We start from the raw sequence: 25,396 nt of genomic DNA on the forward strand, positions 1-25,396 counted from the left end.
AGATAAATTATAAGCTTAATATTTCTAATGGATTTGGTTTATTATTTCGTATTATTTGTGCAATTTTATATTCTCTTTCTTTTTTTATAGAGCTGTAATTTTCCAAAATATCTTCATACCAAGATAATACTTTTTCATAGGTTTTACTTGCTAATGTAGAAACACCATCATCTAAAATATCTTTAAAATATTTTATCTTATCTTTTAGATATTCTTCTATATTATTTTCTTTGATTTTTTTAAAACCAAAAGATTTTCCTTCATCATCAATCTTTTCATCCCATGCAACAACTGATTGAATAGCAAAGGAACCAGTTATTGCAGCCATAAAAAGTACAGTCTCTTTTTCATCTTTTAAGGTTTTTAATTTTTCAAAAATAGCTTTATTAAAATCTTCATTATCACTTATTAAAGAAGTTGCCATAAAACTACTTACTTTGTAGCTAGAACGAATTAATGATGCATCATAAACATTGCCATTTTCATCCTCTTCCATTATAAGTTCTTTGAGTTTTTTTACTTCTTCGTAAGAAAGAGATAGAATCTCTTTTTCTGAAATATATCTATCTTCAACAATAGAAAAGATTTTATTTATTTCTTTTTCATTGAAAGAAACTTCTAGTTTAGATATAAGCTTATCAAAATCATCTCTTTTTATTAAATCAACACTTGATTTATCTGATAACTCTTTTTGACTTATATTTTCAATATTCAAAGCTGATATTAAAATATTATTTTTATCCATGACTTTTTTAGCTCATTTTTAATAATAATCTTAATCTATCGTATTCTTTATTATTATCAAAATCTTGTTTTGTATTTTTAGAACTAGTTTTTATTTCTTGAAGCATATTTGTGATATTGCTAAGTGTAGTATCAAAATTTGAATTTAAATTTGAATTTGATGGAGATGCTGTATCGTCAGATGCTTTTTTTATCACTTCTCCAATTCTATTTTTTTTAGCTTCTAATATCTCCATCTCTAATTGTTTAAGAGCAGCTTCAATATCTTTTATACTTATCTCTTTACCTGAATCTTTATCTTCTTTCATTTTTAGAATCTGTTTTAATCTTTCTTCAAATGCTTTTAATTCACCAACGGTAAAACCTGTTCTAAGAAGCGAAATAATATCTTCATAAAGACTTTGCGTTGAACTTTTATCTACGATTATATCTTTTTCTTCTGTTTTTTGTGTTGTAGTTTCATTTGTCGATTTTGTAGATGAAATTAAACTTTCGAAATCATTATTTTTTGTTTTTTCTAGATTCGATGTTTTATTAGAAGTATTGTAATTATTATTTGTAAAAGATGTTATTTGCATTTTGGTTTCTTTCATTTATTTTAATATAAAAAATTTTAAGAAAAAAAGAGGATTAAATCTCCTCTTTTATTTTCTCTAAATCTTTTATTTTTTCTAAATATTGTTCTTTTCTTGAAGTTACAAAATTTATTCTATCTTCATTTATTTCTAAATATTGTTCTTTTGAATATTTTACAATTTTAAATAAATAGTTTCTTTTAGACATTAAGAAATCTTCAATTTTTTCAAATCCAAAATTTGCTTTTAGTTTTGCAACAATTTCATCTTCTCTTGGATGAGAAACAGAGAATCTTGAAGGCTCTTTTTTATATAACTCTTCTGATTCAAATATTTGTTGCTCAAAATGAGCAATAGTAGCTTGTGTTGTTTGAATATAAGAGTAAGATAATGCACCATTAAAATAAGCAAATTTTTTTCTTAAAGCAGAAATGTTTTCTAAAATTGCCGTATGATATGTTTTTAATACATTTTCATAAACTTTTGCAGCAAAGTGTCTCGTATTTGAAAACTCTAAATCTGAAGCAATTTCTCTGTGTTTTCTTATAAGTTCATAAGGCTCTTGCCATTTAGCAACTTCATTTTTTATGATGTTATATGCATCTCTAAAAGCTTCATCAGAGTTTAGTTCAACATTTTTTAGAAGTTTTATAGATCTTTTAAACATTTTATCTATAGTTTGGTCATCATAAAATAGAGATTTATAAACTGCATCTGAATCAATCCAGAAAGTTTCATATTGGAATTTTTCGATTTTTTCACCTAAAAAACCTTTTGATTCCTCAAATCTAAAAGCTTTTTTCTTTTTGATATTTTTATATGTTTCATGAGCTATTTTTTCCATAATAGACTCTAAAGAATTGTAGATATTAAATAATTCTTTTGAGTATTTTTTATGAATATTTTCAAAATGTTCTAAAACAGAATTTTCACAACCTCTTAATACTTCAATAAGTGCGTCATAAATTTTTGTAATAGTTTCGTACTCTTTGATTAAAATATCACAAATACCTCTTAAATCTTTTTTAATTGCAAACTCTTTTGCCTCTGCTGCTTGTGGTCTTATTGTATTTTGAATGAAATCAAGAACTTCTTGAATATTTGATTCTTCTAAAAGTTTTGTATTTGTAGTTGCATCAGCATCTTGAATAGAGTGAATTTTATTTTTATACTCTTTGAAACTATTTTCAAAAAAATCCAAATCATCAACATTTTTTTCAAGTAAATCTTTTTTGAATTGAGTTACGATTTTTGTATACTCATCTTGGATTAATACATCTTTTTGTAAAGCTCTTGATTCAAGTGCCATTCTTGCAGAGATTGGAACAACTTTAGCAAAGAATTTTGAGAATTTTTCACTTACATATTTTGTTGTGGTTGATACTTGTTCATCAGTTAATTTATCTTTTTGATTTAATACACATAAAGATTTATTTTTAAAGTGTTGCATATACTCTTCTAAAACTTCAGCTTCAGATAGTTTTCCTGCATTATCAATAAGTGTAAGCCAGATAATACCTCCAACATCTCTTAATACTTTTTTTGTAGTATCCGTATCACTTTGAGATTGAGAGTTAAGACCTGGTGTATCAACAAAAGAGATATCTTTTAAAATATCCATAGGAGCATAAAGTGTAAGATATTTTATATCTTTCATTTCATGTTGTCTTTGGTCTGTAAAATCAGCAATTGATTCAATAGGAGCGAATTCTTGAGCACCTGAATAGTAAGTGATTTTTAGTTTATATTCTTCACCATAGTTTATGAAATTTACTTTTGAAGTAACTGGTGTAATTCCAGTTGGTAAAATATTTCTTGAAAGAAGGGCATTTAAAAATGTTGATTTACCAGCAGAAAATTGTCCAGTAATAGCAACTTCCATTGGATATCTAGCACGTCTAATTTGTTTGTTTAAAATACTAATAAGTTGATTTGACGGTAAAAATTTTTCATCAAGTAATTTTACTTGAACCTTTTTTATATCACCAACTAATCCTTCCTCATAAATAACTTCTTGTATAGTATAAGTATCTTTATATTCGTTTACAAAACTTTTTAGGATATTTAAATTTGCACTCATTAGTATAATCCTTTTATATTTGTTGTAATATTTTCAAGTTTTTTAATATTTTTATGAATATCAATAGATATTTGAGCTCTATTTTTATCTGTTTCTTCAAATGAATTGATTTGATTTTGTAAAGTTTCTTCATCGCTTTTAAGTTTTTGCTCAAAGGTTTTTAAAGGAGCATTTAAAGTAGTAAAGAATGATTCAATCAATAAAGTACTTACTTTTTTTGCTTTTGTTTTAATATCTTCTTCAATAGAAGTGAATTGATTTTTAATTGCTTCTTCTATTTCTCTATCTAGTTCATTTATTTTTGACTCTTTTGATTTTGAAACGGCTTCAGTTATTAAAGAGACTAAAACTTCATTATTTGAAGTTAAAAATCCTGATTTAAAATCATCTTGGAAAAATCCTCTTGCATCAAAATTCTCATTTTTATGTCCAATTGTAAATCCCATATCATGATATTTTTGTTCACATTGTTCACCAATAGTTTGAGATTTTTTGATAAATTTATATCTATAATCTCTAATAACATCAATAATCCCATCTTTTATCGCTGTTTCAACAATAACTTTAATCCTGCTATTTTCAGGTCTTTTTTTAGTTTTTTCAAAAGAGTATCTAACATCACTTACAACTCTTTGTTTTATAACTGTTTGTAAGTCAATCAATTCACTTTGTAAGAAAGTTTCAAGTGAATCTATATAAGATTTTGCATCATTTTTATAATAAGTTATATCTTCACTCATAGCTTGGAAAATTCTAGTATTTACAGCTTTTTTCTTATTAAATTCTTCAAGCTCTTTTTCTAATTCATCTTTTGATTTTGATAAAAGTTTTAATTCATAATTGTAAAAAGAGTTTTGTTTTTCAATAATTCTTTGAAGTTGAGTTTTAGAAGATTGAATTACTAGTTCACCTTTTTGTGAGTTTGAGCCAAATAGAGTCTCCGTAAGATATTTTTCAATCTCTAAAATACCTGTATCTTCAAGTGTAAATCCAGCATCTAATGCCTCTTTTGCTCTTCCTGTTCTATGTAACAGTGCCATTCTTCCAGAAATAGGAATGAACTTGATAGTTTTTAAAATATAATCAAGTTGAGAATCTTTATTTTGAGCACGTAACTGTTTTTCAATTGAGTTTTTTGTATATTTTATAACTTCATCAAGTTGCTCTTTTGTAACTGTATCAGCACGTGTAATTACTATCAAAAGTTTTGATATATTTTGATATAAAACAGCATCTATAATAAATTCAACATCTTTTAGGGTAGCACTTTGAGATACATTCATCAGATGTAACATCATATCACAAGCAGATATGTACTCTTTTGTAATCTCTTCTCTTTGAATAACAGGGTCATCAAGTCCTGGAGTATCAACTATTTCAATTCCATCACTTAAAAAATCAAGTTTAGAACCTAATTCTACATATTTCACTAAGTTACATTTTTTACCACTTGCTTCTGCTGAGGTATATGAAGATAAATCTTTTATATCAATTTCATCAAATCTAGAAGTAGGTCTTATATAATTTTTTAGATTCTCTCCAAATATTTTATTTGTTTCATTTACGAACTCTTTCATAGATTCAAGTTGTTCAGCTGATTTTTTTATTCTATCCCACTCTTGAGTATTCCAATAATATACTTTTGCTGTATCTGTAGTATTGTGTTTTACTATTGTTAGGTTTGCAGTTTCAGGAACTACGGCACTTCCAAGAATTTCTTTTCCCATAAGTGCATTTAGCATTGTAGATTTACCTGCGTTCATAACACCTGTAATTCCTATTGAGAATTTTTGGTTATTTAAGTAATTTTTACAAGATTCAATCTCATTTAAAATTTCTTGATTAGAAATATCAGCTTTTAAATCCTCAATTATATCTTCAAGAGTAGCTTTTAAATCTTTAAATGAAGATTTGTTTTCTTCATCAATTTCTTCATGTAAAGTTATCGTATTTTCTTCAATGATATCAAGTTCTTTATAATCAAATAAAGATATAAGTTTATTGAAATTCTCATTATTTATTATGTTTTCAGTTTTTAAATATTCAAAAGATGAATGAATAATAGATATATTTTGTTTTGTTTTATTTTGTAAAATAGTTTCTATAATATTATGTTGTAAATGATTTAATTCATTTAAATTAGAAGGACTTTTCACTTTTAATTGTTGGCATAAAGTTTTAAAAGAGGTAAGTGGTAAATATTTATCAAAATTTTTTCTTGTAGCACTTATAATCAAAGCAAAAATAGTAAAAGTTTCATCATTAATAATAGCATCGATTGGTTCTACATCCAAATTTTGTTCAAAAGTTATACCATGATACAGTAAGAAATAGTCATTTGCTAAACTCATTTTTAAAACCCCCAAAAATATAAAAAGTTAAATATCACTAATGATATTTAACTTTTTATATTTTCTTAGTTACGAAGGAGATTTTCCTTCGTAATTTTTATCTAAGTGCTACTAATTTTCTTCTTAAGTAAGCAATTTTGTTTTGTAATGGTAAATGTTTTGGACAATGGTCTTCACACGCCATTAAAGACATACAACCAAAAATTCCATCATCATCACCAATCAATTCATAGAAATCTTCCGCAGTTCTTTTATCATGTGGATCAACTTCAAATCTTGCAACTCTATTTAATCCAACAGGACCAACAAAGTTTGGTCTCATAAGTGCTGTTCCACAAGAAGCAACACAAATACCACACTCAATACATCTATCTAATTCAAAAGTTTGATCAGCTACATCTGGATCAACTCTTTCTTCCATTTTTGTAATATCAATTTCTTCATTTGTATGAATCCAAGATTCAACTCTTTTAGACATTGCATCCATCCATTTACCAGTATTAACTGATAAATCTTTGATTAATTCAAATGCAGGCATAGGCATTAATTGTAATTTACCTGTTGGGTAATTTGCAATTAATGTTCTACAAGCAAGAGTTGGTTTACCATTTACAACCATACCACAAGAACCACAAATTCCAGCTCTACAAACAAAGTCAAAAGATAAATCCGCATCCATAGTTTCTCTAATTTTCATTAAAGCAATGAAAAGAGTCATTCCTGGAGTCTCTTCTAATTTATATTCAACAAAGTGAGGTTTTGAAACCTTACTTCTTGGATTGAATTTAAGAACTGATATAGTTATTTCTCTACCTTTTTGAGTACTCATTATAAATCTCCTGCTCTTTCGTTTTTCTCTCTATAGTTCATTGGTAAATCAAATGGCATTAAGGCATGTTGAATTTCATGTCTATCTTTACCTTCTGCTTGCATTTTTTCTGTCACTTCATCAACAACAGCTTGTCTTTTTTCTGAATCTGGATGCTCGATAATCATACCTTTTGCTCCATATCCTCTAAATGCAGGAGGTAATTCCATAGTCATAATATCTAATGGCTCATAAGTTATTGTTGGAATAGTTTGGTTTTCATCTGGCCATGAAGTTAATGTTCTATTTAACCAGTTTGCATCATCTCTTTTTAAGAAGTCTTCTCTATAGTGAGCACCTCTAGATTCTGTTCTTTCTAATGCACCTTTAGCAACACAAAGAGCAATTTTTAACATTTTTGGAACTCTATATGCTTCTTCAAGTTCTGGATTTCCAGCTCTCTCTTTAGATTTAACTGTGATTTGTTTTGTTTTTTTCAATAAATCTTCTAATTCATCAACAGCTGCTTTTAAATTTACACCGTCTCTAAAGATACCTACTTTTTCATCCATTAAGTTTTGCATTCTATTTTTAATTTTGAAGATATCTTCATTTCCATTATAAGCTAAGATCTCATTTAAATAAGCATCTTGTTTATCTAGGAATTTTTGAACTGTTGAAGTTGGAATAGTTACGTCATTTGCTAAACAATAATCAGCAAAATAGTTACCAATAATCATACCTGCAACAACAGTTTCAGAAACAGAGTTCCCTCCAAGTCTATTAAATCCATGCATATCCCAACAAGCAGCTTCACCACAAGCAAATAAACCATTTAAATTTTGTGATTCACCAGTTGGTTTAGTTCTAATTCCACCCATAGAATAGTGTTGCATTGGAAGAACTGGTGCCCATCCTTTTTTACCTTCATCAGCTGGATCGATACCGTTGAAAATCATACAAATTTCTTGAACGTCTCTTAAGTTTCTTTCAATATGCTCTCTACCTAAAATAGAAATATCTAACCATACGTGGTATCCATAAGGAGAAGGAACACCTTTACCATTTCTAATATGTTCAATCATTCTTCTTGAAACAACGTCTCTTGAAGCAAGTTCTTTTTTCTCTGGCTCATAATCTGGCATAAATCTGTGACCATCAACGTCTCTTAAGATTCCTCCATCTCCTCTACAACCTTCAGTTAATAAAATACCTGATGGTACGATTGGTGTTGGGTGAAATTGAACAGCTTCCATATTTCCTAAAGTTGCAATTCCAGTCTCAAGTGCAATAGCAGCACCTGTACCTTCACAAATTACAGCATTTGTAGTTTGTTTAAATACTCTTCCATATCCACCAGTTGCAATACATGTACCTTTTGCAACATAAGCTTCTAATTCACCTGTAATTAAATCTCTTACAACTGCTCCATAACATCTTCCATTTTCATGAATTAAAGATAATGCTTCTTTTCTATCTCTAATATCAACATTATGTTTTAAAGCTTCATTAGCAACACCAAATAACATAGTATGTCCTGTTGCATCAGCTGTATAACAAGTTCTCCATTTTTTAGTTCCACCAAAATCTCTTGATGTGATTAATCCATGTCTATCTTGTTCTTCTGTAATAGTTGTTTTTTTAGCATTAATAACAGCTTCTCTTGTTCCAGCTTTAACTCTAGACCAAGGAACCCCCCAAGATGCTAATTCTCTAATGGCTTTTGGAGCAGTGTGTACGAACATTCTTGCAACAACTTGATCACATCCCCAGTCTGAACCTTTTACAGTATCAGCAAAGTGTAAATCTTCATTATCACCATCAGACATTTTAGAGTTACCTAAAGATGCTTGCATACCACCTTGAGCCGCAGCAGAGTGAGATCTTTTAACTGGAACTAAAGATAAAACAGTTGTACTTAAACCTTTCTTTTGTGCAGCAACAGCAGCTCTTAAACCTGCTAATCCTCCACCAATAACTAATGCATCACAGTAATTAATTTTCATTATGCAATTCCTCCAACACTTTTATTTGTAATATTAAATTCCATTACTTTTGCAGTTGGAGTATATTTTTGACCAACCGTTCCATTTTTAGCATTTTCCATACCGATTTTCATGTAAGCTGCTAATGAAGCAAAACCTAATACTAAGAAAAATACTGTTAAAGCCCATTTAACTTTTTTAAGTGCAATTCTTGTTGCTTTAGGATTTTCACCATCAAACCATCCCCATTTTACACATAATCTATATAAACCAATTGTTCCATGGAATTCAACTGCTAATAATAAAAGAATATATAAAGGCCACATCCACTCAGACCAAATTCTATCAGCACTTTCATAAGGACCAATATCAGCTGAATTAGTCATAATAATATATAAGTGAACAGAACCCAAGAAGAACATAGCAAAACCTGTAAATGCTTGGATAAACCAAAGTTTTGTATCATCATGATTCATACTTTTTGCATGAGCTTTCATTACTTGATATTGTTTAAAATTACCAGGTAATTTTCTCATACCAAGTGCAGCATGAACTATAAAAACTACGAAAATTACAGCAGCAGCAATTGTAACTAAGATAGGATTTCCACCTTCAAAAATAAAACTTCCTTCTAAAAGTTTTGTTACAGTGTACATAAAATCTTTAGATACTAATATTGATGCTACCAACAACATATGTGCCCACATAAATAAAGCTAAGAAACCACCAGTAAAACTTTGCATATAGTCAAGTTTTGCAGGTAATCTACTTTTCTTTCCTTCAACTGTTTTCCCCAAATAACCTTCTATTAGGTCACTCATTTGCTATCCTTTCTGCGATTTAGATTTTTTTGAATAATAGCAAAATAATAGCTTAAATCTGCTTCAACGATGTTTATAATTTGAGAAATTTTTTAACAAAAGAGAATGTAAATAAGTAGAAGAAAGCCTAATAAATGGTACTTTCTTCTATGAAGTGGAGATTTAAAAGTTATATTTATTATAAGTAACCATGTTACTTAATAACACAGTCTTATTTTATAAACAAAGATTGAACGGCCATTTGTGTTAAATTGATTATTGTATCTATGTTCATAACAGGAATAAAAAATACAATAGCTGAACCAATACCACCTAAAACTGTTAAAATTGCAACAAATGCAATAGCATAAGTTGAAACTCTTCTATCATTAAATTCTATAGAAATAGCTTCCTCTTTTGCCGAATAAAAATACATAACAGCAATCAATTTAAAATAATAATATACAGAAATTATAGTAGCTACAATAGCAACTATTGTAAGAGCTGTATATCCAGCATTTATAGCTTCTGTGAATACATAAAATTTACCTATAAATCCTATCGTTGATGGAATCCCAGCAAGTGAGAATAAAAATATCGTCATCATAGCTGCTAAAAAAGGTCTCTCTTTTGCTAAACCTTTAAAATCATCATATGTAATTTTTATATTTGTATCAGAAATAATATGTGAAGCTAATCCAAATGCTCCTAAAGCTGATAATAAATAAGCTATTAAATAAAACATTATTGCGTAAGCTGAATCAATATTTAACAGTTCACCATCTTTATAACTTAAAGCAATAAAAGCTAATAGTAAGTAACCTGTGTGAACTATTGATGAAGCAGCTAACATTCTTTTTACAATTTGTTGAGTAATTGCTAGCCATGTTCCAAAGATTAGAGTAAAGATTATAATTATAGAGATAATTTCATCCCAAAAATCAATTATAGGATAGATATAATCTAAAATTGCTCTTAAGAAAAATGAGAAAATAGCAATTTTAAATGTTGAAGCCATATAAGCTGTGATAATCATAGGGGAACCTCTATAAATATCAAGTACCCAAGATTGGAAAGGGAAAGCTGCAATTTTAAATAAGAATGTAAATAAAATTAGAGTTAATCCAATATATACTAAAGCCATATTTTCTTCATTTGCATTAATTATAAAAGATGAAATAGCTGCTAAATTTGTACTTCCTGTTGCTCCATAAACTAAAACAACTCCTAGAAGATAAAATGCACCAATAAATGAACCTAAAACTAAATATTTAAAAATTGCTTCAACTCTTTTTGAATCTTCTGTATTGTATCCAACCATAATATACACAGAAAAAGATGCTATTTCTAAAGCAATATAAGCAGTTACTAACTCATTTGAATGAGCTAAAATCATCATTCCAAATAAAGCAAATAATAAAATACTAAAAAATTCACCTTTAAAATACTCTCTATGTTGGAAGTAATGCTCACCAATTAGTAAAGTTAATAACGTTCCAGCAATTAATAAAATATTAAAAAAGTTTGAATATGTATCAAAAGTTAATACATTATTTAAAAAATGAGGAAAAGGTTGAATAGAATATAAACTGTTTATGCTAATTAATGAAAATACTAATGCAATAATAAGAAAAATTGAAGAAACAACAATAAAGTTTTTTACATTAAATCTTTCATACATACTCATAAACATAAGTACAAGTGCTCCAATTAAAATTGATAGGGCAGGTATTAAGTAAAAAAATTGACTCATTTTGTTGCTCCGATTTGTAAAATATCATTTAAATAATGAGTAACTGTTGGTTCAAATTTATTTATAAAAACTTCTGGATAAAATCCCATCAAAAATACCAAGATTACCCAAGGAATAAGACCAATTATCTCTTTTATTTTTAAGTCTCTCATTACAAGTTCATTTGAACCTTCAGGTCTATCTTGTAAAATGGCTCTTTGGAACATCCATAACATATAAGTAGCTCCAATGATAACTGTTAATGCAGCAACATATCCTAAACCTTTATTAAATTCATAGATTCCAAAAATTATTAAAAGTTCCGATACAAATCCATTTGTTCCAGGAAGTCCAACATTTGCAAATAACATAATTGCGAAAATAAATGTAAAAATAGGTGCTTTTTTAGCAATACCACCTAAGTCTTTTATTGTTTTAAATCCAGTTTGTTCTTGCATTAAACCTACAAGTAAAAATAGTGCTCCTGTTGCAATTGCATGAGCAATTATTAGGTATAAAGCACCATTTATTCCATAAGAATTTAATGAAAAAATTCCAGCAGCTATGAAACTTAGATGAGAAGCTGATGAATATGCAAACATTCTTTTTATATCATCTTGCATAAGAGCAGCAATTCCAAAATAGATTAATCCAAATAAACCAACTGCTACAAACCAAGTTGAAAATTCAATATAAATATCTGGAAAAATAGGAATCATAAATCTAACAATTGCATAAACTCCTAATTTTGCCATAATTGAAGATAATAAAAATACTGCACCAGTTGGAGCATTTTTATATGTTTCCATAATCCAAGTATGAAGAGGAAAAATAGGAATTTTTATAGCAAATGCTGCAAGAAAGGCTAAAAATAACCAAATTTTTGCATTATGGTCAAGAGTTGATATAGTCATTAATTTATCATAAGCAAATGACCAATGACCAAATTCATTATTGTATGAAACCCCTAAATATAAAATAGCTATAAACATAAGAAGTGAACCAGCCATTGTATAAACAGTTACTTTAATTGTTGTAAATACTTTATTTCCAAATCCATAAAGACCAATTAGTAAAAATACAGGTAAAAGCATAACTTCCCAAAAGAAGTAAAATAAAACTACATCTAAAGATAATAAAGTTCCCGTTACTCCTGTTTGAACTAATAGCATATTTATCCAATAACCTTTAGTTTTACCTTCCCATAATAATAAATAAGAACTTGGAATAAGTATTGCAATCATCATTAAAATTGTTAGTGAAAAACCATCTAGCCCAATATAATAATTAATTCCATAAGTTTCAATCCATGGAATATTTGTAACAAATTGCATTCCAGAACTTGGTTCAAATTCAATATATATTTTTAGTACTAAAGCAAGAATAACAGTTGTAGTTAAAAAAGCAATATTTCTAATTGTATTTATATCTCTTGTTGTAAGCATTAATCCAAAAGCAACAACAGCAGGTAAAAATATTATAAATGAAAGTATATCTGAGCTCATACTACAATCCTAATTTGATATATAAATATACAAAAATACAAGTCATTCCAACTAGCATAAATGCAGCATAAAATCTAACATTTGCATTTTGTATCATTGCAACTTTTTTACCTATATTTACAAAAGCATTTGATGAATTCATAATCAAGGCATCAATTATTTTATTATCAAGAATTCTATCTATAAATACAGATAGTGCTTTTGTTGGTTGAACAAATATTGAATCATAAATTTCATCAATATAAAATTTATTACCTATAAATCCAGTTTCATTTTCTGGTTTTGATAAATCAAAATTTGCATATTTTGAATAAGCTGCCATAATTCCAGTTGCTGCAACTATTATTGATAAAGCCATTAAAACATACTCTGTTGTATGGTCCATATGAATTTGTTTTGAGTTTAATTGAGAAAGCCAAGTATCAACAAAATGACTTCCTCCAAAAATTGCAGGAAGATTTAGAAATCCAGCTCCAATAGCACCAACTGCTAAAATCAATAACGGAATAGTAATAGTTTTTGATGTATATACATACTCTTCATTATGATGATTTGGTGCAACAAAAACAATAAAATACATTCTAAACATATAATAAGCTGTTAAAAATGCTGTAAACATAGCAATTGCCCAAATTAAATATTGCTTCTCTTGAAAAGCAGCTGCTAAAATAGCATCTTTAGAGAAGAATCCAGAAAAAGGAGGAATTCCTGAAATTGCAATAACTCCAATTAAAAAAGTTGTTCCAATAATTGGTAAACTTGCACGATGTTGAGCAATTTTAAAGATATTTTGTTCATGGTGCAGGGCAATTATTATTCCTCCAGCTCCCATAAATAACATTGCCTTAAAGAATGCATGTGTGAAAACATGAAATAAACCAGTTGAATAAAATCCAAGACCAACAGCTATAAACATATAACCTAATTGACTCATAGTTGAGTAAGCAAGAATTTTTTTAATATCAGTTTGACGTGTTGCAATGATTGCCGCAAGTAAAGCAGAAAATGCCCCGATATAAGCTATAAATAATCCAATTTCTTCAATTTCACTATATAAAAAGTGAAATCTTGCAACCATATAAACCCCAGCGGTTACCATTGTAGCTGCGTGAATTAAAGCTGAAATTGGAGTAGGTCCTGCCATTGCATCAGGAAGCCAAACATAAAGAGGAATCTGTGCTGATTTTCCCATTGCTCCTACGAATAATAAAAATCCCGAAACAATAAGTAATTCATTTGAAACATTCCCTATATTTGCTTCAATTGTTCCAAAAGATAAATCAACTTGAGCTAATGCAAAAAATAGTGTTACAACTCCAAGTAAAAAACCAAAATCACCAACTCTATTTACTATAAATGCCTTATTTGCGGCAAGTACATTTTGGGCATTTCCATAATGAAATTTGATTAATAAATATGAACAAACTCCAACCCCTTCCCAACCAATAAATAAGATTATTGGATTATCAGCAAGTACCAGAATAAGCATTGAAGCTAAGAATAGGTTAAAATAGGCAAAGAATTTACCAAATCCATTATCTCCTTTCATATAACCAATTGCATAAATATGAATTAACCATCCAACAAAAGTTACGAACATTGACATAAAAATTGAAAGATTATCTCCTAAAAGACTCATTTCAATATTTAATTTATCAACATTTAACCATGTAAAAAGATGTTGTTTGAATATGATATTCTCTTCATTCATTCTTAAAAATAAAGAAAAAGTGATTAAAAAAGAGATAAAAGGAGTAATTGTTCCTATTAATGCAAAATATATATCATCAACTTTATGTTTTTTTATATGATAAAAATATAATAATCCATTAAAAATAGCACCTAATAAAGGAGCTAAAATTATCCAAATTAATAGTGAACTATTCATGATTTTTCCCCTTGTGTAAGAGTTGTGAAAATATCAGTATTTAATGATTTTTTAGATCTATATAATAAAATTATTACGGATAAAAATATAGCAGCTTCAGCAGCAGCAATTGATATAACCATAATAGTTATAATTTGGGGGTCAAGATTAAAATGATATCTTGCAAATGTAACTAAAAATAGATTTACTCCATTTAACATAAGCTCAATTGACATATAGATTACAAAGATATTTTTTCTTGCAATCACACCTACTACACCAATTGAAAAAAGTATCATTGATACAAAAGCATAAGAAGTAAGAGTTAACATTTTTAGTTCTCCTTGCTATTTAGTTTAGATTTTCTTTTTTTAGCAAGAACTACTGAGCCTATAAGTGCTATTAATAATAAAATAGAGATTAATTCAAAAGATATAATCCAATTATTATAAAGTTCTAAACCAACAGGTTTTATATCACCAAAACCAGTATCAACGATTGATAAATCTTTATGTGGAAGATTTGATACAGCTTTCAAAACTAAAACATTTAAAGGAATCATTATTACTGCTGTAATAGCTATAAGTTTATATTTATTAGGTTCTTTTGGTAAATCTTCTTCTTTTATATTTAAGAACATTAAAATAAAAAGAATAAGTGTCATTATTGCACCTGCATAAACAATTATTTGAACAAGGAATAAAAATATTGCATTTAAAAGTGCGAACATTCCAGCAACACTTAACATAGTAATTAAGATACCCAATGCACTATGCATTGGATTTGAAGATATTACCATTGTAATAGCTCCACCAATTGCAAAAATTGCCAAAGCAATAAAAATTAAATCAGCCATCATTTAAATCCTTTGATCTTTCATTTGCCATTAAAGCTTTTTTATTCAAAACAAAATCTTCTCTTTTTGAAGCTGTAAAGGAGAAGATTCCTGTATCCATTCTAATGGCATCACAAGGACAAGCTTCTACGCAATATCCACAAAATACACACTCTAGCAAATCTATTTTAAACTCTTTTGGTCTTTTTTCGTCATGTTCATCAAATCGTTCTTCTGCTTCAATAAAGATACATTCAGCTGGACATGCAGTTGCACACATAAAACAAGCAACACATTTTTCTGTTCCATCATCATGTTTTGTCAGTCTGTGAACACCTCTGTATCTTTCATTTAAGTCAGTTGGTTGAACTTCTGGATATTGCATAGTTTTTAGGTTATTAACATTACTTAAATTTTTCATAAAATGTTTAAGTGTTGTTTTCATACCACCTGCGATAGCTGGAAGATATAATTTATCTTTAAACGATTTTCCGTATCTTGGTACTACTTTTATTCCCATTTTAACTTCCTTTTATTACTACAATAATTGCTGTTATTACGATATTCAAAAGAGCTAAAGGTATAAGAACTTTCCATCCTAACATTTGTAGTTGGTCGTATCTAAATCTTAATACAGTCCATCTAACCCAAATAAATACAAAAGCAACTAAAAAGAACTTAATTAGAAAAGTTGCTATTTGAATAACGGCAGTTATAATATTTATACCATTTGTTCCAAGTCCTGTTACTAAAAACGAAATTAAAACAGCTATTAAAACCAAAGTAATTGACCAAAATGCAATAGTTAAAATTTTAGTCTCTTTCTCTCTTGATTTATTTTCTCCTATTGCTTTATTATTTTTTTTCATCCATCTTGTAAAGAATAAAATTTTTATAGGAAGCAGTATTATAATTGCTAAAATAATATAATTTATATTACTTTGAATTTGATTTGTATCTAACCAAGGAATTTGATAACCACCAAAAAATAAAGTTACAATAATAGCACTAGAGGCACTCATAGCAGCATATTCACCAACTTGGAAAAGTCCAAATCTCATAGCACTATATTCAGTATGATAACCAGCAACTAACTCAGATTCTCCTTCTGCTAAATCAAAAGGTGCTCTATTTGTTTCTGCAAATGCACAAACAATAAAAATAATAGCAGCTAATGGTTGTACAAAAATACCCCACATAGGAATAAATCCTAAGTATGTTCCACTTTGAGCATTTACCATATCTGTTAAATGAATTGAACCATAAGAAATAATCATAGAAATAATAGCAAGTCCCATTGCTGCTTCATAAGAGATAACTTGAGCTGAAGCTCTAATAGAACCTAATAGTCCGTATTTACTTCCAGAAGAGTAACCTCCTAAAATTATTCCATAAACACTAAGTCCTGCAAAGGCAATAAACCACATAATTCCAAGATGATTTGGAATTGCTTGCATAATATGCTCTTTTCCATCAATAACCAAAACATCAGCAAAAGGAACTACTGCAAAAGTAAGAAATGAACATAAAAATACTATTGCAGGAGCTATTGTAAAGAAAAACTTATATCTAATATGAGAAGGAGTAAAATCCTCTTTAAATACAAGTTTTAGCATATCTGCAAAACTTTGAATTAATCCACCTAATCTAAAAGGACCAATATTACATCTATTTGGACCACTTCTATCTTGCATAAATCCAGAAACTCTTCTCTCCCACCATACAAATAAAGGAGTTAATCCAACAGCAAGTAAAGAAGCTATGGCAATATTTATAATGATAATAGTTGTACTACTCATATAGTTCCTTTTTCAATCAGGGATTTTAAATCTTCTATAATTGTTGTTATGTTTTTTTTAGGATAGTTTTTATTCATTTTAGATACTACTTTTTGTTTAATACCATCACAATTTATATATGTTCCTGATTTTTCATAAAAAGAAGCAAGTGCTATTGAAATATTAGAATGCTCAATTGTTGCACAATTGTGTGTAAAAAATGAGATAATTTTTTTATTTTCTAAAAGCTTAATATTAGTATCAAAATAGTTGTTATCAATAATCAAAACTAAAGAAGAGTTATTTAGTTTTTCTTCAAAAAACTCTTTTGTATCATCAATATTTAATTCCTTAAAAGAGGCTCTATTTGATGTTTTATCACTTTTTCTTAGATAATCATCCGCAAAATTTTCATCTATTGTATTAGGTGAATATCCTGAAATATCTAAATTTAATTTTGAGGCTAAATTTTTTAAATTTAACATCTCTTCATAAGAAAGATTTGCACTTAATAAAAGTAGAGTTTTTTTACTAGTAGTTAGTTCTTTAAAAATAGAAGCAATAGCCGTAGTTATATCTGTTTTAGATTTTTCTACTATGATATCTTCAAATCTATTTTCATTTTCGTTATGGTGTGACAATCTTCCTTCATCACACATAAACCAACCATTGATGTTTTTATTAACTCTTGGTCTAAATCTAAAAATTTGGTCATCTTTGTATTTTTCTTTTCTATGGTCAACATATATATTACATCCTTTTGAACAACCACTACAAATTGCATCAAAAGTCTCTAAAAACCAAACTCTTTGTTTAAATCTAAAATCTTTATTAGTTAATGCTCCAACAGGACATAAATCAATAACATTCATCGCATAAGGATTATTTAAAGGTTTTCCTGGAAATGTTCCAATAACCGAATGGTCAGCTCGACTTATAACTCCTAATTCATGTGTTTTAGTTATTGTTGAGCAAAATCTTACACATCTTGTACAAAGTACACATCTTTCTTGGTCAAGCATTACATTAGAGCCTAAATCAACTCTTTTTCTTGCATGATTTTTTGCTTCAAGATTTATTCTTGATTCATAAAATCCTGATTCCATATAATAATCTTGAAGTTTACATTCACCTGCTTGGTCACAAGTTGGACAATCAATAGGATGATTTATAAGTTCAAGTTCTAAAATATCTCGTCTAACTTTTTCAATATTTTCACCCTTAGTTCTTACAATCATTCCATCTTTAACAGGAGTATCACAAGCAATTTGTGGTCTTTTTTGACCTTCGATTTCAACCATACACATTCTACAGTTTCCATCTTTCCCTAATGCTTGATGATAACAAAAGTGAGGGATATGAATGTTCTCATCCAATAATTTATCAATTAACAAGCTTCCTTTAGAAGCTTGCATTTGCATTCCATTTATTGTAATACTTACTAGTTCACCCATATCTTATTCCCTCACCCTTAAGTTAGTTTTTCTTAGTTTCCTGTATATAATTGTCTTGGTCTTGCAATTTTATGTTTTGGATCTTGTTTTAATTCAGACCATTGCGCTAACCATCCTGGAGTTCTACCAATAACAAAGATTGGAGTAAACATTTCAACAGGGATTTTTAAAGCAGTTAAAATTACACCAGAATAGAAGTCAATATTTGGATATAAACCTCTTTGTTTGAAGTAATCATCACTTAATGCAGCTTCTTCAACAGCAGCAGCAATGTCAAGTAATTTAGAGTCAAGTTTTAATTCTTCTCTTAATTTATCTTGTAATCCTTTTAATGTTTCAGCTCTTGGGTCTCTGTTTTTATAAACTCTGTGTCCGAATCCCATCAATCTAAATGGATCATTTTTATCTTTTGCTTTTGCAATATAAGTAGGAACATTTTTAACATCACCAATTAATTTTAATTGATCCATAACTTTTTCATTTGCTCCACCATGTGCACTTCCCCATAATGCAGAAATACCAGATGCGATAGCAACATAAGGGTGAGCTTCTGTTGAACCAACGTTTCTAACTGTTGTTGTAGAAGCATTTTGTTCGTGGTCAGCATGTAAAGTTAAGATTGCATCTAATGCATCAATTTCAACTTGTTTGATTTCATCATTTCTTCCATCACCTAAATATTTCATTCTTCCACCTGGATATGCTCTTAACATATATAAGAAGTTTTCAGTGAAATATCTATTTACATCTGGATAAATTAGTGGAGTACCAATTGAGTTTCTATAAGCCATAGCTGCAATAACTGGCATTTTTGCTAAGATTCTTCTTCTCATCATTTTGAATTGTTCTTCATCTTCTAAATGTAAGTGATCTTTATAAAATGCTGATAATGCCATAGTTGCTGCTCCCATAGTTGCCATTGGGTGCGCACCATCTGGTAAAGCATCAAATAATCTAATAATTCCTTCATTTAAGAAAGATCTATGTCTAATTTCTAAATCAAAGTTTCTTGAAGCTTCAGGAGTTGGAAGTTTTCCTCTCATTAATAAATAAGAAACATCTAAGAAAGAGTGTTTACCAGCAAGTTCTGAAATATCATAACCTCTATATCTTAATTCTGAATTTTCACCATCAATGAATGTAATTTTTGATTCACAAGATGCAGTTGAAGTATAACCTGGGTCATAAGTAAACATACCTGAATCTTTGTAGAAGCTTGAAATATCTACTACACTAGGTCCTCTTGTTCCATCAACAATATTGTATTCATAAGTTTTACCATTTCTGTTGTCAGTAAACGTCATTGTATTTTTTGCCATTGCATTTCTCCTATAATAAATTAAATTTAGTTTTTTAAATATGTTTTAAATTCTTGAGGGAATTTTTTAACAATACTTGAAATAATATCTTTTACTGCTGGTGCAAAAACACAAACAGTTTTCCCATTCATCGTATCACATACATCAAGTATAGTTTTTAAATCCTCGTTTGAAGCATCTCCATTTAAGACTTTTTTTAAAATCTTGTCAATCCAGCCAGTACCCTCTCTACAAGGTGTACATTGTCCGCAAGACTCATGGTGATAAAATTCTATAATATTTTTTGCTACATCAACCATTGATGTATCTTCATCAATAACTATCATTCCTCCTGTACCTAAAGTTGAACCTATATCCCACATTGATTCATAATCCAAAACAGCTTTTTCTACTTCAGAAGCAGTTAATATTGGACAAGATGAACCTCCTGGAATAATTGCTTTTAATTTTTTACCTTCTTTCATTCCACCACCAAGAATGTTTAGAAAATCTATCATTTTATTACCATAGGCCATTTCATAAACACCTGGATTTCTAACAGGTCCTGAAATTGCAAATAGCATTGTTCCTGGTGATTTTTCAGTTCCATATTTAGTGTAACCTTCTGCTCCATTTTCTACAATATTTGGAACAGAAGCGATGGTTTCTACATTATTTACGGTTGCTGGATTATCAAAGAACCATTCACACTCTTTTCCATGTGGTTTAAGTCTTGGATGTCCTCGTTTTCCTTCAAGTGATTCAATAAGTGCAGATTTTTCTCCACAAATATATGCACCACCTCCTCTATGAACTGTAATATCAATTTTAAAATCATATTTGTTCATAATTTTATCACCAATAATAGCAGCTTGGTAGGCTTCTTTTATTGCTTCATTTAATCTATCAATAAAAAATTTGTATTCACCTCTTATATAAATATAAGCATGATGTGCATTTATTGCATAGCAAGTACAAATAATACCTTCTATTAAAAGATGTGGATCGTACTGGAAAATTTGTCTATCTTTAAAAGTTCCAGGTTCACTTTCATCTCCATTTACTATTAAGTAAGCTGGTCTTGGATCATTTTTTGGCATTAGTTCCCATTTTGGTCCACAAGCAGCTCCACCACCACCTTTCCCTCTAAGTCCTGATTTTGTAACTTCAGCTGTTACTTCATCTGGAGTCATAGCAAAAAGTTTATCAATTGAAGAGTATCTTCCATTTGCTAGAGCAACTTCAAGTTTATGTGAATTTGGAATGTCAAAATTTTTGCTTACAATTCTAGTTATCATTTTTGCACTCCTTAATTAATTCATCAACTTTTTCAATAGTAAGTTTTTCATGGTAAACACCATTTAATGCAAACATAGGAGCCCCACCACAAGCTCCCATACACTCAACTTCACTTAGAGTAAATAAACCATCTTGACTTGTTTGACCAGCTTCAATACCAATAGTCTCTTTTATATGTTTTTTTAGCTCACGGCTACCACATAACATACAAGAGAGAGTTTTACAAAGTTCAATATGATACTTTCCGATAGGTTTTAAATTAAACATTGTATAAAAAGTTGCTACTTCATAAACTTGTATTGGAGTTTTTCCAAGTCTATCTGCCACATAAATCATAGCTTCAGGACTTACCCATCCAATTTGTTCTTGAACTAACCAAAGTGCTGGTAACATACAAGAATCTATTTTTGGATATCTTGAAACGTATTCTTGAAATTTTGCTTCATTTTCAGGACTATATTTAAATGTGCTCATTATCTGTCAAACTCCCCTGCAATAAAGTTCATACTAGCCATTGTTACAACTGCATCAGCTAACATGCCACCTTCTACAATTTTTGAGTATGCTGCTAGTGAATAAAAGCAAGGTGGTCTACATTTAACTTTATATGGTTTTCCACTTCCATCACTTACAATAAAAAATCCTAACTCCCCATTTCCAGCTTCAGTAAAACTATAATATTCACCCTTTGGAACTTTAATACCCTCAAAAGTTAGTTTAAACTGATTCATCAAACCTTCTATATTTCCATAAACATCTTTTTTCGAAGGAAGTAAAATTCCAGGAGCATTTACATTTATTGCACCATCAGGAAGATTTTTCATAGCTTGTTTTATAATTCTAATTGATTGTAGCATCTCTTCAAATCTACACATCATTCGGTCATAAACATCTCCATGACTTCCAATTACTACATCAAAATCAAAGTTTTCATAACCATAATATGGTCTATCTTTTCTTAAATCGTGTGCAACTCCAGCTGCTCTTAAATTAGGTCCTGTTATCCCATTTTTTAAAGCAAAATCAGCTTTTATAACTCCTACATCTTGAGTTCTATCATGGAAGATTTTATTATGAGCTATTAGTGATAAAGCATCACTTATTGCAACTTCTACATCTTTTAAAACAGCTGCTAAGTCTTCATCAAAACCTTTATATAAATCAAACTCTAATCCGCCAATTCTTGTATAAGTATTAGTAAGTCTTGCACCTGTTAATTTTGATAATAAATCATAAGCTTTATCTCTTGGTGCAAATAAATACCAAAAGTTTGTAAGTCCACCTAAATCTACCATATTCGCAGCATTACAAACAAGGTGGTCGATAATTCTACTTAGTTCCCCAATAATAACTCTTATCATTTTAGCTCTTGGAGTTATATCAATATTAAGCATCTCTTCAATAGCTTTTGAGTAACCAATATTATTTAAAATTGCACTACAATAATTTAGTCTATCTGTATAAGGAATAATTTGAGAATAAGTATGATTTTCACACGCTTTTTCAAAACCTCTATGTAAATATCCAATTTCAGTTACACAAGCTGTAATTGTTTCACCTTCCATCGCAACAAAATTTCTAATTGTTCCATGTGATGCTGGATGTGATGGTCCAACATTTAAAAGCATTAAATCATTAATTTCTTCATCTGTATAAGCTTTAGATTTTAATAAAGGTAACATTTCATCCATTAAATCTTCAGTATTTGTACAAATTTGACCTTTTGTAGTTTCATAATCTTTTCTTAATGGATGCCCAACAAATTGATGATGATTTAAAACTCTTTTTAAATTAGGATGACCAACGAAATTGATTCCATATTGGTCAAAAGTCTCTCTTTCCGCCCAATTTGCAGATTCATATAAATCACAGATTGAATCAATTTGTAAAGTTTCATCATCTACAAAAGTTTTTATAGTTAAATGTTTCTTAAATGTTAAATCTCTTAAGATGTAAATAACAGCAAATCTTGAAGCTGTAATATCTGGAAATTTTAGATAATCAATAGCTGTTATATCCAATAAAACAGTATAGTTTTCTTCATTTTTTAATTTTGAAATAGTAGATTTTAAATCTTTTGAATCAATTAATATATCACATTTAAGCATCTAATATTCCTTTGTACTCTTTTATTCTGTCTTTAATAATTGATTCATCATTTGCTTTTTCTTGAATTCTCATAATTGCATCTAAAACAGCTTCAGGACGTGGAGGACAACCTGCTATATATTCATCAACTGGAATAATTTGGTCTATTCCTTGTAATGTTGTATAGTTATCATAAAATCCACCGCTACAAGCACATGCACCCATAGAAATTACCCATTTTGGTTCACACATTTGTTCGTAGATTTTTTTTAAAATAGGAGCTTGTTTATATGAAATTGTTCCTGCAACTATTAACAAATCAGCTTGTCTTGGAGAAAATCTTACAACTTCAGCACCAAATCGTGATAAGTCATATTTTGCACCAGCAACACTCATAAATTCTATACCACAACAAGCAGTTCCAAAAACCATTGGCCATAATGAATAAGATCTTCCCCAATTTACAGCATGGTCAAGTCTTGTAGTAACTATTGAGTCACCTAATTTTGATTCAACTCCTAATCCCATAACAATGCCTTTTTCTTGTAGATATAAATTAATCCAGCAAATAATAATCCCATAAAAATAAACATCTTAATAAGACCATAATATCCTAATTCAGCTACATTAACAGCCCAAGGAAACATAAAAATAATTTCCACATCAAATAATAGAAAAGAAATTGCAACAAGATAAAATTTTACTGAAAATCTGATATTTGTATTTCCAACAGGATTAGTAACACCACTCTCATAAACACTATTTTTTATTTTTGAATTTTTATTTTTTGGTCCAACAAACCTAGATAGCATAAAAACTGCAACAAGTATGAAAGCAATTGAGACAAAAATAACAGAAGCCAATATTAATTCAGTTGACATTTTTTTCCCTATTTCTTAGTATTATTATAAGATTGTACACTAATTTATAATACATAATAAAGTTTTTTTCTCAAAACTAACTTATTATAGATAGAGTGAGAAAAAAGGTAATACTTTATTTGAAAAATCAATCTTTTTTAAATATAATCAATTCAGAAAGTGCTATTTCTAGGGCTTTTTGGCTTAGTGCAGTATTTAATCTAAAAAATCCATTTCCATTGTCACCAAAAGAAGCACCATCATTTAAAGCTAATTTTGATTTTGTTAATAAAATATTTTTGATTTCTTTATGTGATTTATTATTTTTTGAAAAATCTAACCATATAAGATAAGTAGCCTCGGGTATAAAAAAATCTATATTAATTTTATTGTTTTTAAAATACTCTTTTGTAAATAAAATATTATTCATAATATATTCTTTTAATTCTTTAACATATAAAGAACCTTTTTCATAAGCTGCTTTTGTTGCAACATATCCAAAAAAGTTAATAGAATGAATTTCTCTTTTAATTGCTATTTTTTTAAATTTTTTTAGAATTTCTTCATTTTTACTTATTGCATAAGCTGTGTTTAATCCAGCAATATTAAAAGTTTTTCCAGCACTATTTAATGTAATAGTTTGATTTGCAATCTCTTTGGAAATAGAAGCCAATGGAGTGAATTTTTTAAAAGTAATATCACTATGAATTTCATCTGAAACTATAATTATATTGTGTTTGATACAAATATTTGCAAGTTTTTCAAGCTCCTCTTTACTCCAAACACGACCAACTGGATTATGAGGAGAACAAAGTGCTAAGATTTTTGTTTTAGAAGTTATTTTTTTTTCTAAATCTTCTAAATCCATTGTGTAATAACCATTTTCATCTTTTTTTAGTTCGTTTACAACTACTTTTCTATTGTTTGCTGTTACACATTTAAAAAGTGGTGGATAAATTGGAGTTTGAACTATTACTTCATCATCAATTTCACTAAAGGCTTCAATACAAGCGCTATAGGCTGGAACTACTCCATTTATTAAAAAAATATCATTTTGTTCTATTTCCCAATTGTGTTCATTTTTTTGCCAGTTAATTATTGAATTATAAAGTTCAGGTGTATCTATACTATAACCATAAATTGAGTTTTTTGCTGATTCTATAATTGCATCGTTTATAAAAGCTGGAGTTTTAAAATCCATATCAGCAACCCAAAGAGGATTTAAATCCTCATATCCAAAATATCTTTTTAGACCATCATATTTTGTACAGTTCGTGTTTTTTCTATTTATTTCTTCATCAAAATTGTATTGAATATTATCAAGCATATTTAAAACC

22 protein-coding genes are annotated in these 25,396 nt (G+C 28.7%); all 22 read right to left on the reverse strand.

Annotation, left to right across the window (positions count from 1 at the left end; genetic code table 11):
• Positions 1 to 7: 7 nt before the first annotated feature.
• Complete coding sequence (locus AAQM_RS01820; RefSeq protein WP_129094409.1) at positions 8 to 745, reverse strand: hypothetical protein; 738 nt, start codon at positions 743 to 745, stop codon at positions 8 to 10.
• A gap of 7 nt (positions 746 to 752) precedes the next feature.
• The gene (locus AAQM_RS01825; RefSeq protein ID WP_129094408.1) at positions 753 to 1,322 is read right to left on the reverse strand and encodes a hypothetical protein; all 570 of its coding nucleotides are present in this window, start codon (positions 1,320 to 1,322) and stop codon (positions 753 to 755) included.
• Between the two features lie 52 nt (positions 1,323 to 1,374).
• Positions 1,375 to 3,399: a dynamin family protein gene (locus AAQM_RS01830; protein ID WP_129094407.1), complete on the reverse strand. Its 2,025-nt coding sequence runs from the start codon at positions 3,397 to 3,399 to the stop codon at positions 1,375 to 1,377.
• Positions 3,399 to 5,750 (reverse strand): dynamin family protein, encoded by a 2,352-nt coding sequence (locus AAQM_RS01835; RefSeq protein ID WP_129094406.1) that lies wholly within the window; start codon positions 5,748 to 5,750, stop codon positions 3,399 to 3,401. Before AAQM_RS01835 ends, AAQM_RS01830 begins: the two co-directional genes overlap by 1 nt.
• A gap of 97 nt (positions 5,751 to 5,847) precedes the next feature.
• Complete coding sequence (locus AAQM_RS01840; protein ID WP_129094405.1) at positions 5,848 to 6,579, reverse strand: fumarate reductase iron-sulfur subunit; 732 nt, start codon at positions 6,577 to 6,579, stop codon at positions 5,848 to 5,850.
• Positions 6,579 to 8,564 carry a fumarate reductase flavoprotein subunit gene (locus AAQM_RS01845; RefSeq protein ID WP_129094404.1) on the reverse strand — a complete coding sequence of 662 codons (1,986 nt, stop codon included), beginning with the start codon at positions 8,562 to 8,564 and terminating at the stop codon, positions 6,579 to 6,581. The genes AAQM_RS01840 and AAQM_RS01845 overlap by 1 nt, the downstream gene beginning before the upstream one ends.
• Positions 8,564 to 9,364, reverse strand: a complete 801-nt coding sequence (locus AAQM_RS01850; RefSeq protein WP_128985251.1) for a fumarate reductase cytochrome b subunit — start codon at positions 9,362 to 9,364, stop codon at positions 8,564 to 8,566. Before AAQM_RS01850 ends, AAQM_RS01845 begins: the two co-directional genes overlap by 1 nt.
• Positions 9,365 to 9,575: 211 nt before the next feature.
• Entirely contained in the window at positions 9,576 to 11,096 is a 1,521-nt protein-coding gene (locus tag AAQM_RS01855; protein WP_129094403.1) for an NADH-quinone oxidoreductase subunit N, read from the reverse strand.
• Positions 11,093 to 12,580, reverse strand: a complete 1,488-nt coding sequence (locus AAQM_RS01860) for a complex I subunit 4 family protein (protein ID WP_129094402.1) — start codon at positions 12,578 to 12,580, stop codon at positions 11,093 to 11,095. Before AAQM_RS01860 ends, AAQM_RS01855 begins: the two co-directional genes overlap by 4 nt.
• Position 12,581: 1 nt before the next feature.
• A complete protein-coding gene (nuoL, locus tag AAQM_RS01865) occupies positions 12,582 to 14,468 on the reverse strand; it encodes an NADH-quinone oxidoreductase subunit L (RefSeq protein WP_129094401.1) in 1,887 nt (628 codons plus the stop codon).
• Positions 14,465 to 14,779, reverse strand: a complete 315-nt coding sequence (gene nuoK / locus AAQM_RS01870) for an NADH-quinone oxidoreductase subunit NuoK (protein WP_129094400.1) — start codon at positions 14,777 to 14,779, stop codon at positions 14,465 to 14,467. The genes nuoL and nuoK overlap by 4 nt, the downstream gene beginning before the upstream one ends.
• A 2-nt stretch (positions 14,780 to 14,781) precedes the next feature.
• Positions 14,782 to 15,306 carry an NADH-quinone oxidoreductase subunit J family protein gene (locus tag AAQM_RS01875; RefSeq protein WP_228722698.1) on the reverse strand — a complete coding sequence of 175 codons (525 nt, stop codon included), beginning with the start codon at positions 15,304 to 15,306 and terminating at the stop codon, positions 14,782 to 14,784.
• The gene (locus AAQM_RS01880; protein ID WP_129094398.1) at positions 15,296 to 15,802 is read right to left on the reverse strand and encodes a NuoI/complex I 23 kDa subunit family protein; all 507 of its coding nucleotides are present in this window, start codon (positions 15,800 to 15,802) and stop codon (positions 15,296 to 15,298) included. Before AAQM_RS01880 ends, AAQM_RS01875 begins: the two co-directional genes overlap by 11 nt.
• Before the next feature lies 1 nt (position 15,803).
• Positions 15,804 to 17,081 (reverse strand): complex I subunit 1/NuoH family protein, encoded by a 1,278-nt coding sequence (locus AAQM_RS01885; protein WP_129094397.1) that lies wholly within the window; start codon positions 17,079 to 17,081, stop codon positions 15,804 to 15,806.
• The gene (locus AAQM_RS01890; RefSeq protein ID WP_129094396.1) at positions 17,078 to 18,514 is read right to left on the reverse strand and encodes an NADH-quinone oxidoreductase subunit G; all 1,437 of its coding nucleotides are present in this window, start codon (positions 18,512 to 18,514) and stop codon (positions 17,078 to 17,080) included. Before AAQM_RS01890 ends, AAQM_RS01885 begins: the two co-directional genes overlap by 4 nt.
• Positions 18,515 to 18,546: 32 nt before the next feature.
• Complete coding sequence (locus AAQM_RS01895) at positions 18,547 to 19,833, reverse strand: citrate synthase (protein WP_129094395.1); 1,287 nt, start codon at positions 19,831 to 19,833, stop codon at positions 18,547 to 18,549.
• Between the two features lie 26 nt (positions 19,834 to 19,859).
• A complete protein-coding gene (nuoF, locus tag AAQM_RS01900; RefSeq protein ID WP_129094394.1) occupies positions 19,860 to 21,110 on the reverse strand; it encodes an NADH-quinone oxidoreductase subunit NuoF in 1,251 nt (416 codons plus the stop codon).
• Positions 21,100 to 21,585, reverse strand: coding sequence for an NADH-quinone oxidoreductase subunit NuoE family protein (locus AAQM_RS01905; protein WP_129094393.1), 486 nt, complete (start codon positions 21,583 to 21,585; stop codon positions 21,100 to 21,102). The genes nuoF and AAQM_RS01905 overlap by 11 nt, the downstream gene beginning before the upstream one ends.
• Positions 21,585 to 23,219, reverse strand: a complete 1,635-nt coding sequence (locus AAQM_RS01910) for an NADH-quinone oxidoreductase subunit D (protein WP_129094392.1) — start codon at positions 23,217 to 23,219, stop codon at positions 21,585 to 21,587. Before AAQM_RS01910 ends, AAQM_RS01905 begins: the two co-directional genes overlap by 1 nt.
• The gene (locus AAQM_RS01915; RefSeq protein ID WP_128985264.1) at positions 23,212 to 23,727 is read right to left on the reverse strand and encodes an NADH-quinone oxidoreductase subunit B; all 516 of its coding nucleotides are present in this window, start codon (positions 23,725 to 23,727) and stop codon (positions 23,212 to 23,214) included. The genes AAQM_RS01910 and AAQM_RS01915 overlap by 8 nt, the downstream gene beginning before the upstream one ends.
• Entirely contained in the window at positions 23,718 to 24,080 is a 363-nt protein-coding gene (locus AAQM_RS01920; RefSeq protein ID WP_129094391.1) for an NADH-quinone oxidoreductase subunit A, read from the reverse strand. The genes AAQM_RS01915 and AAQM_RS01920 overlap by 10 nt, the downstream gene beginning before the upstream one ends.
• A gap of 127 nt (positions 24,081 to 24,207) precedes the next feature.
• Positions 24,208 to 25,386 carry a MalY/PatB family protein gene (locus AAQM_RS01925; RefSeq protein WP_228254491.1) on the reverse strand — a complete coding sequence of 393 codons (1,179 nt, stop codon included), beginning with the start codon at positions 25,384 to 25,386 and terminating at the stop codon, positions 24,208 to 24,210.
• Positions 25,387 to 25,396 lie beyond the last annotated feature (10 nt).

Source organism: Arcobacter aquimarinus, assembly GCF_013177635.1.
In the GTDB taxonomy this organism is placed as follows: Bacteria; Campylobacterota; Campylobacteria; order Campylobacterales; family Arcobacteraceae; genus Aliarcobacter; species Aliarcobacter aquimarinus.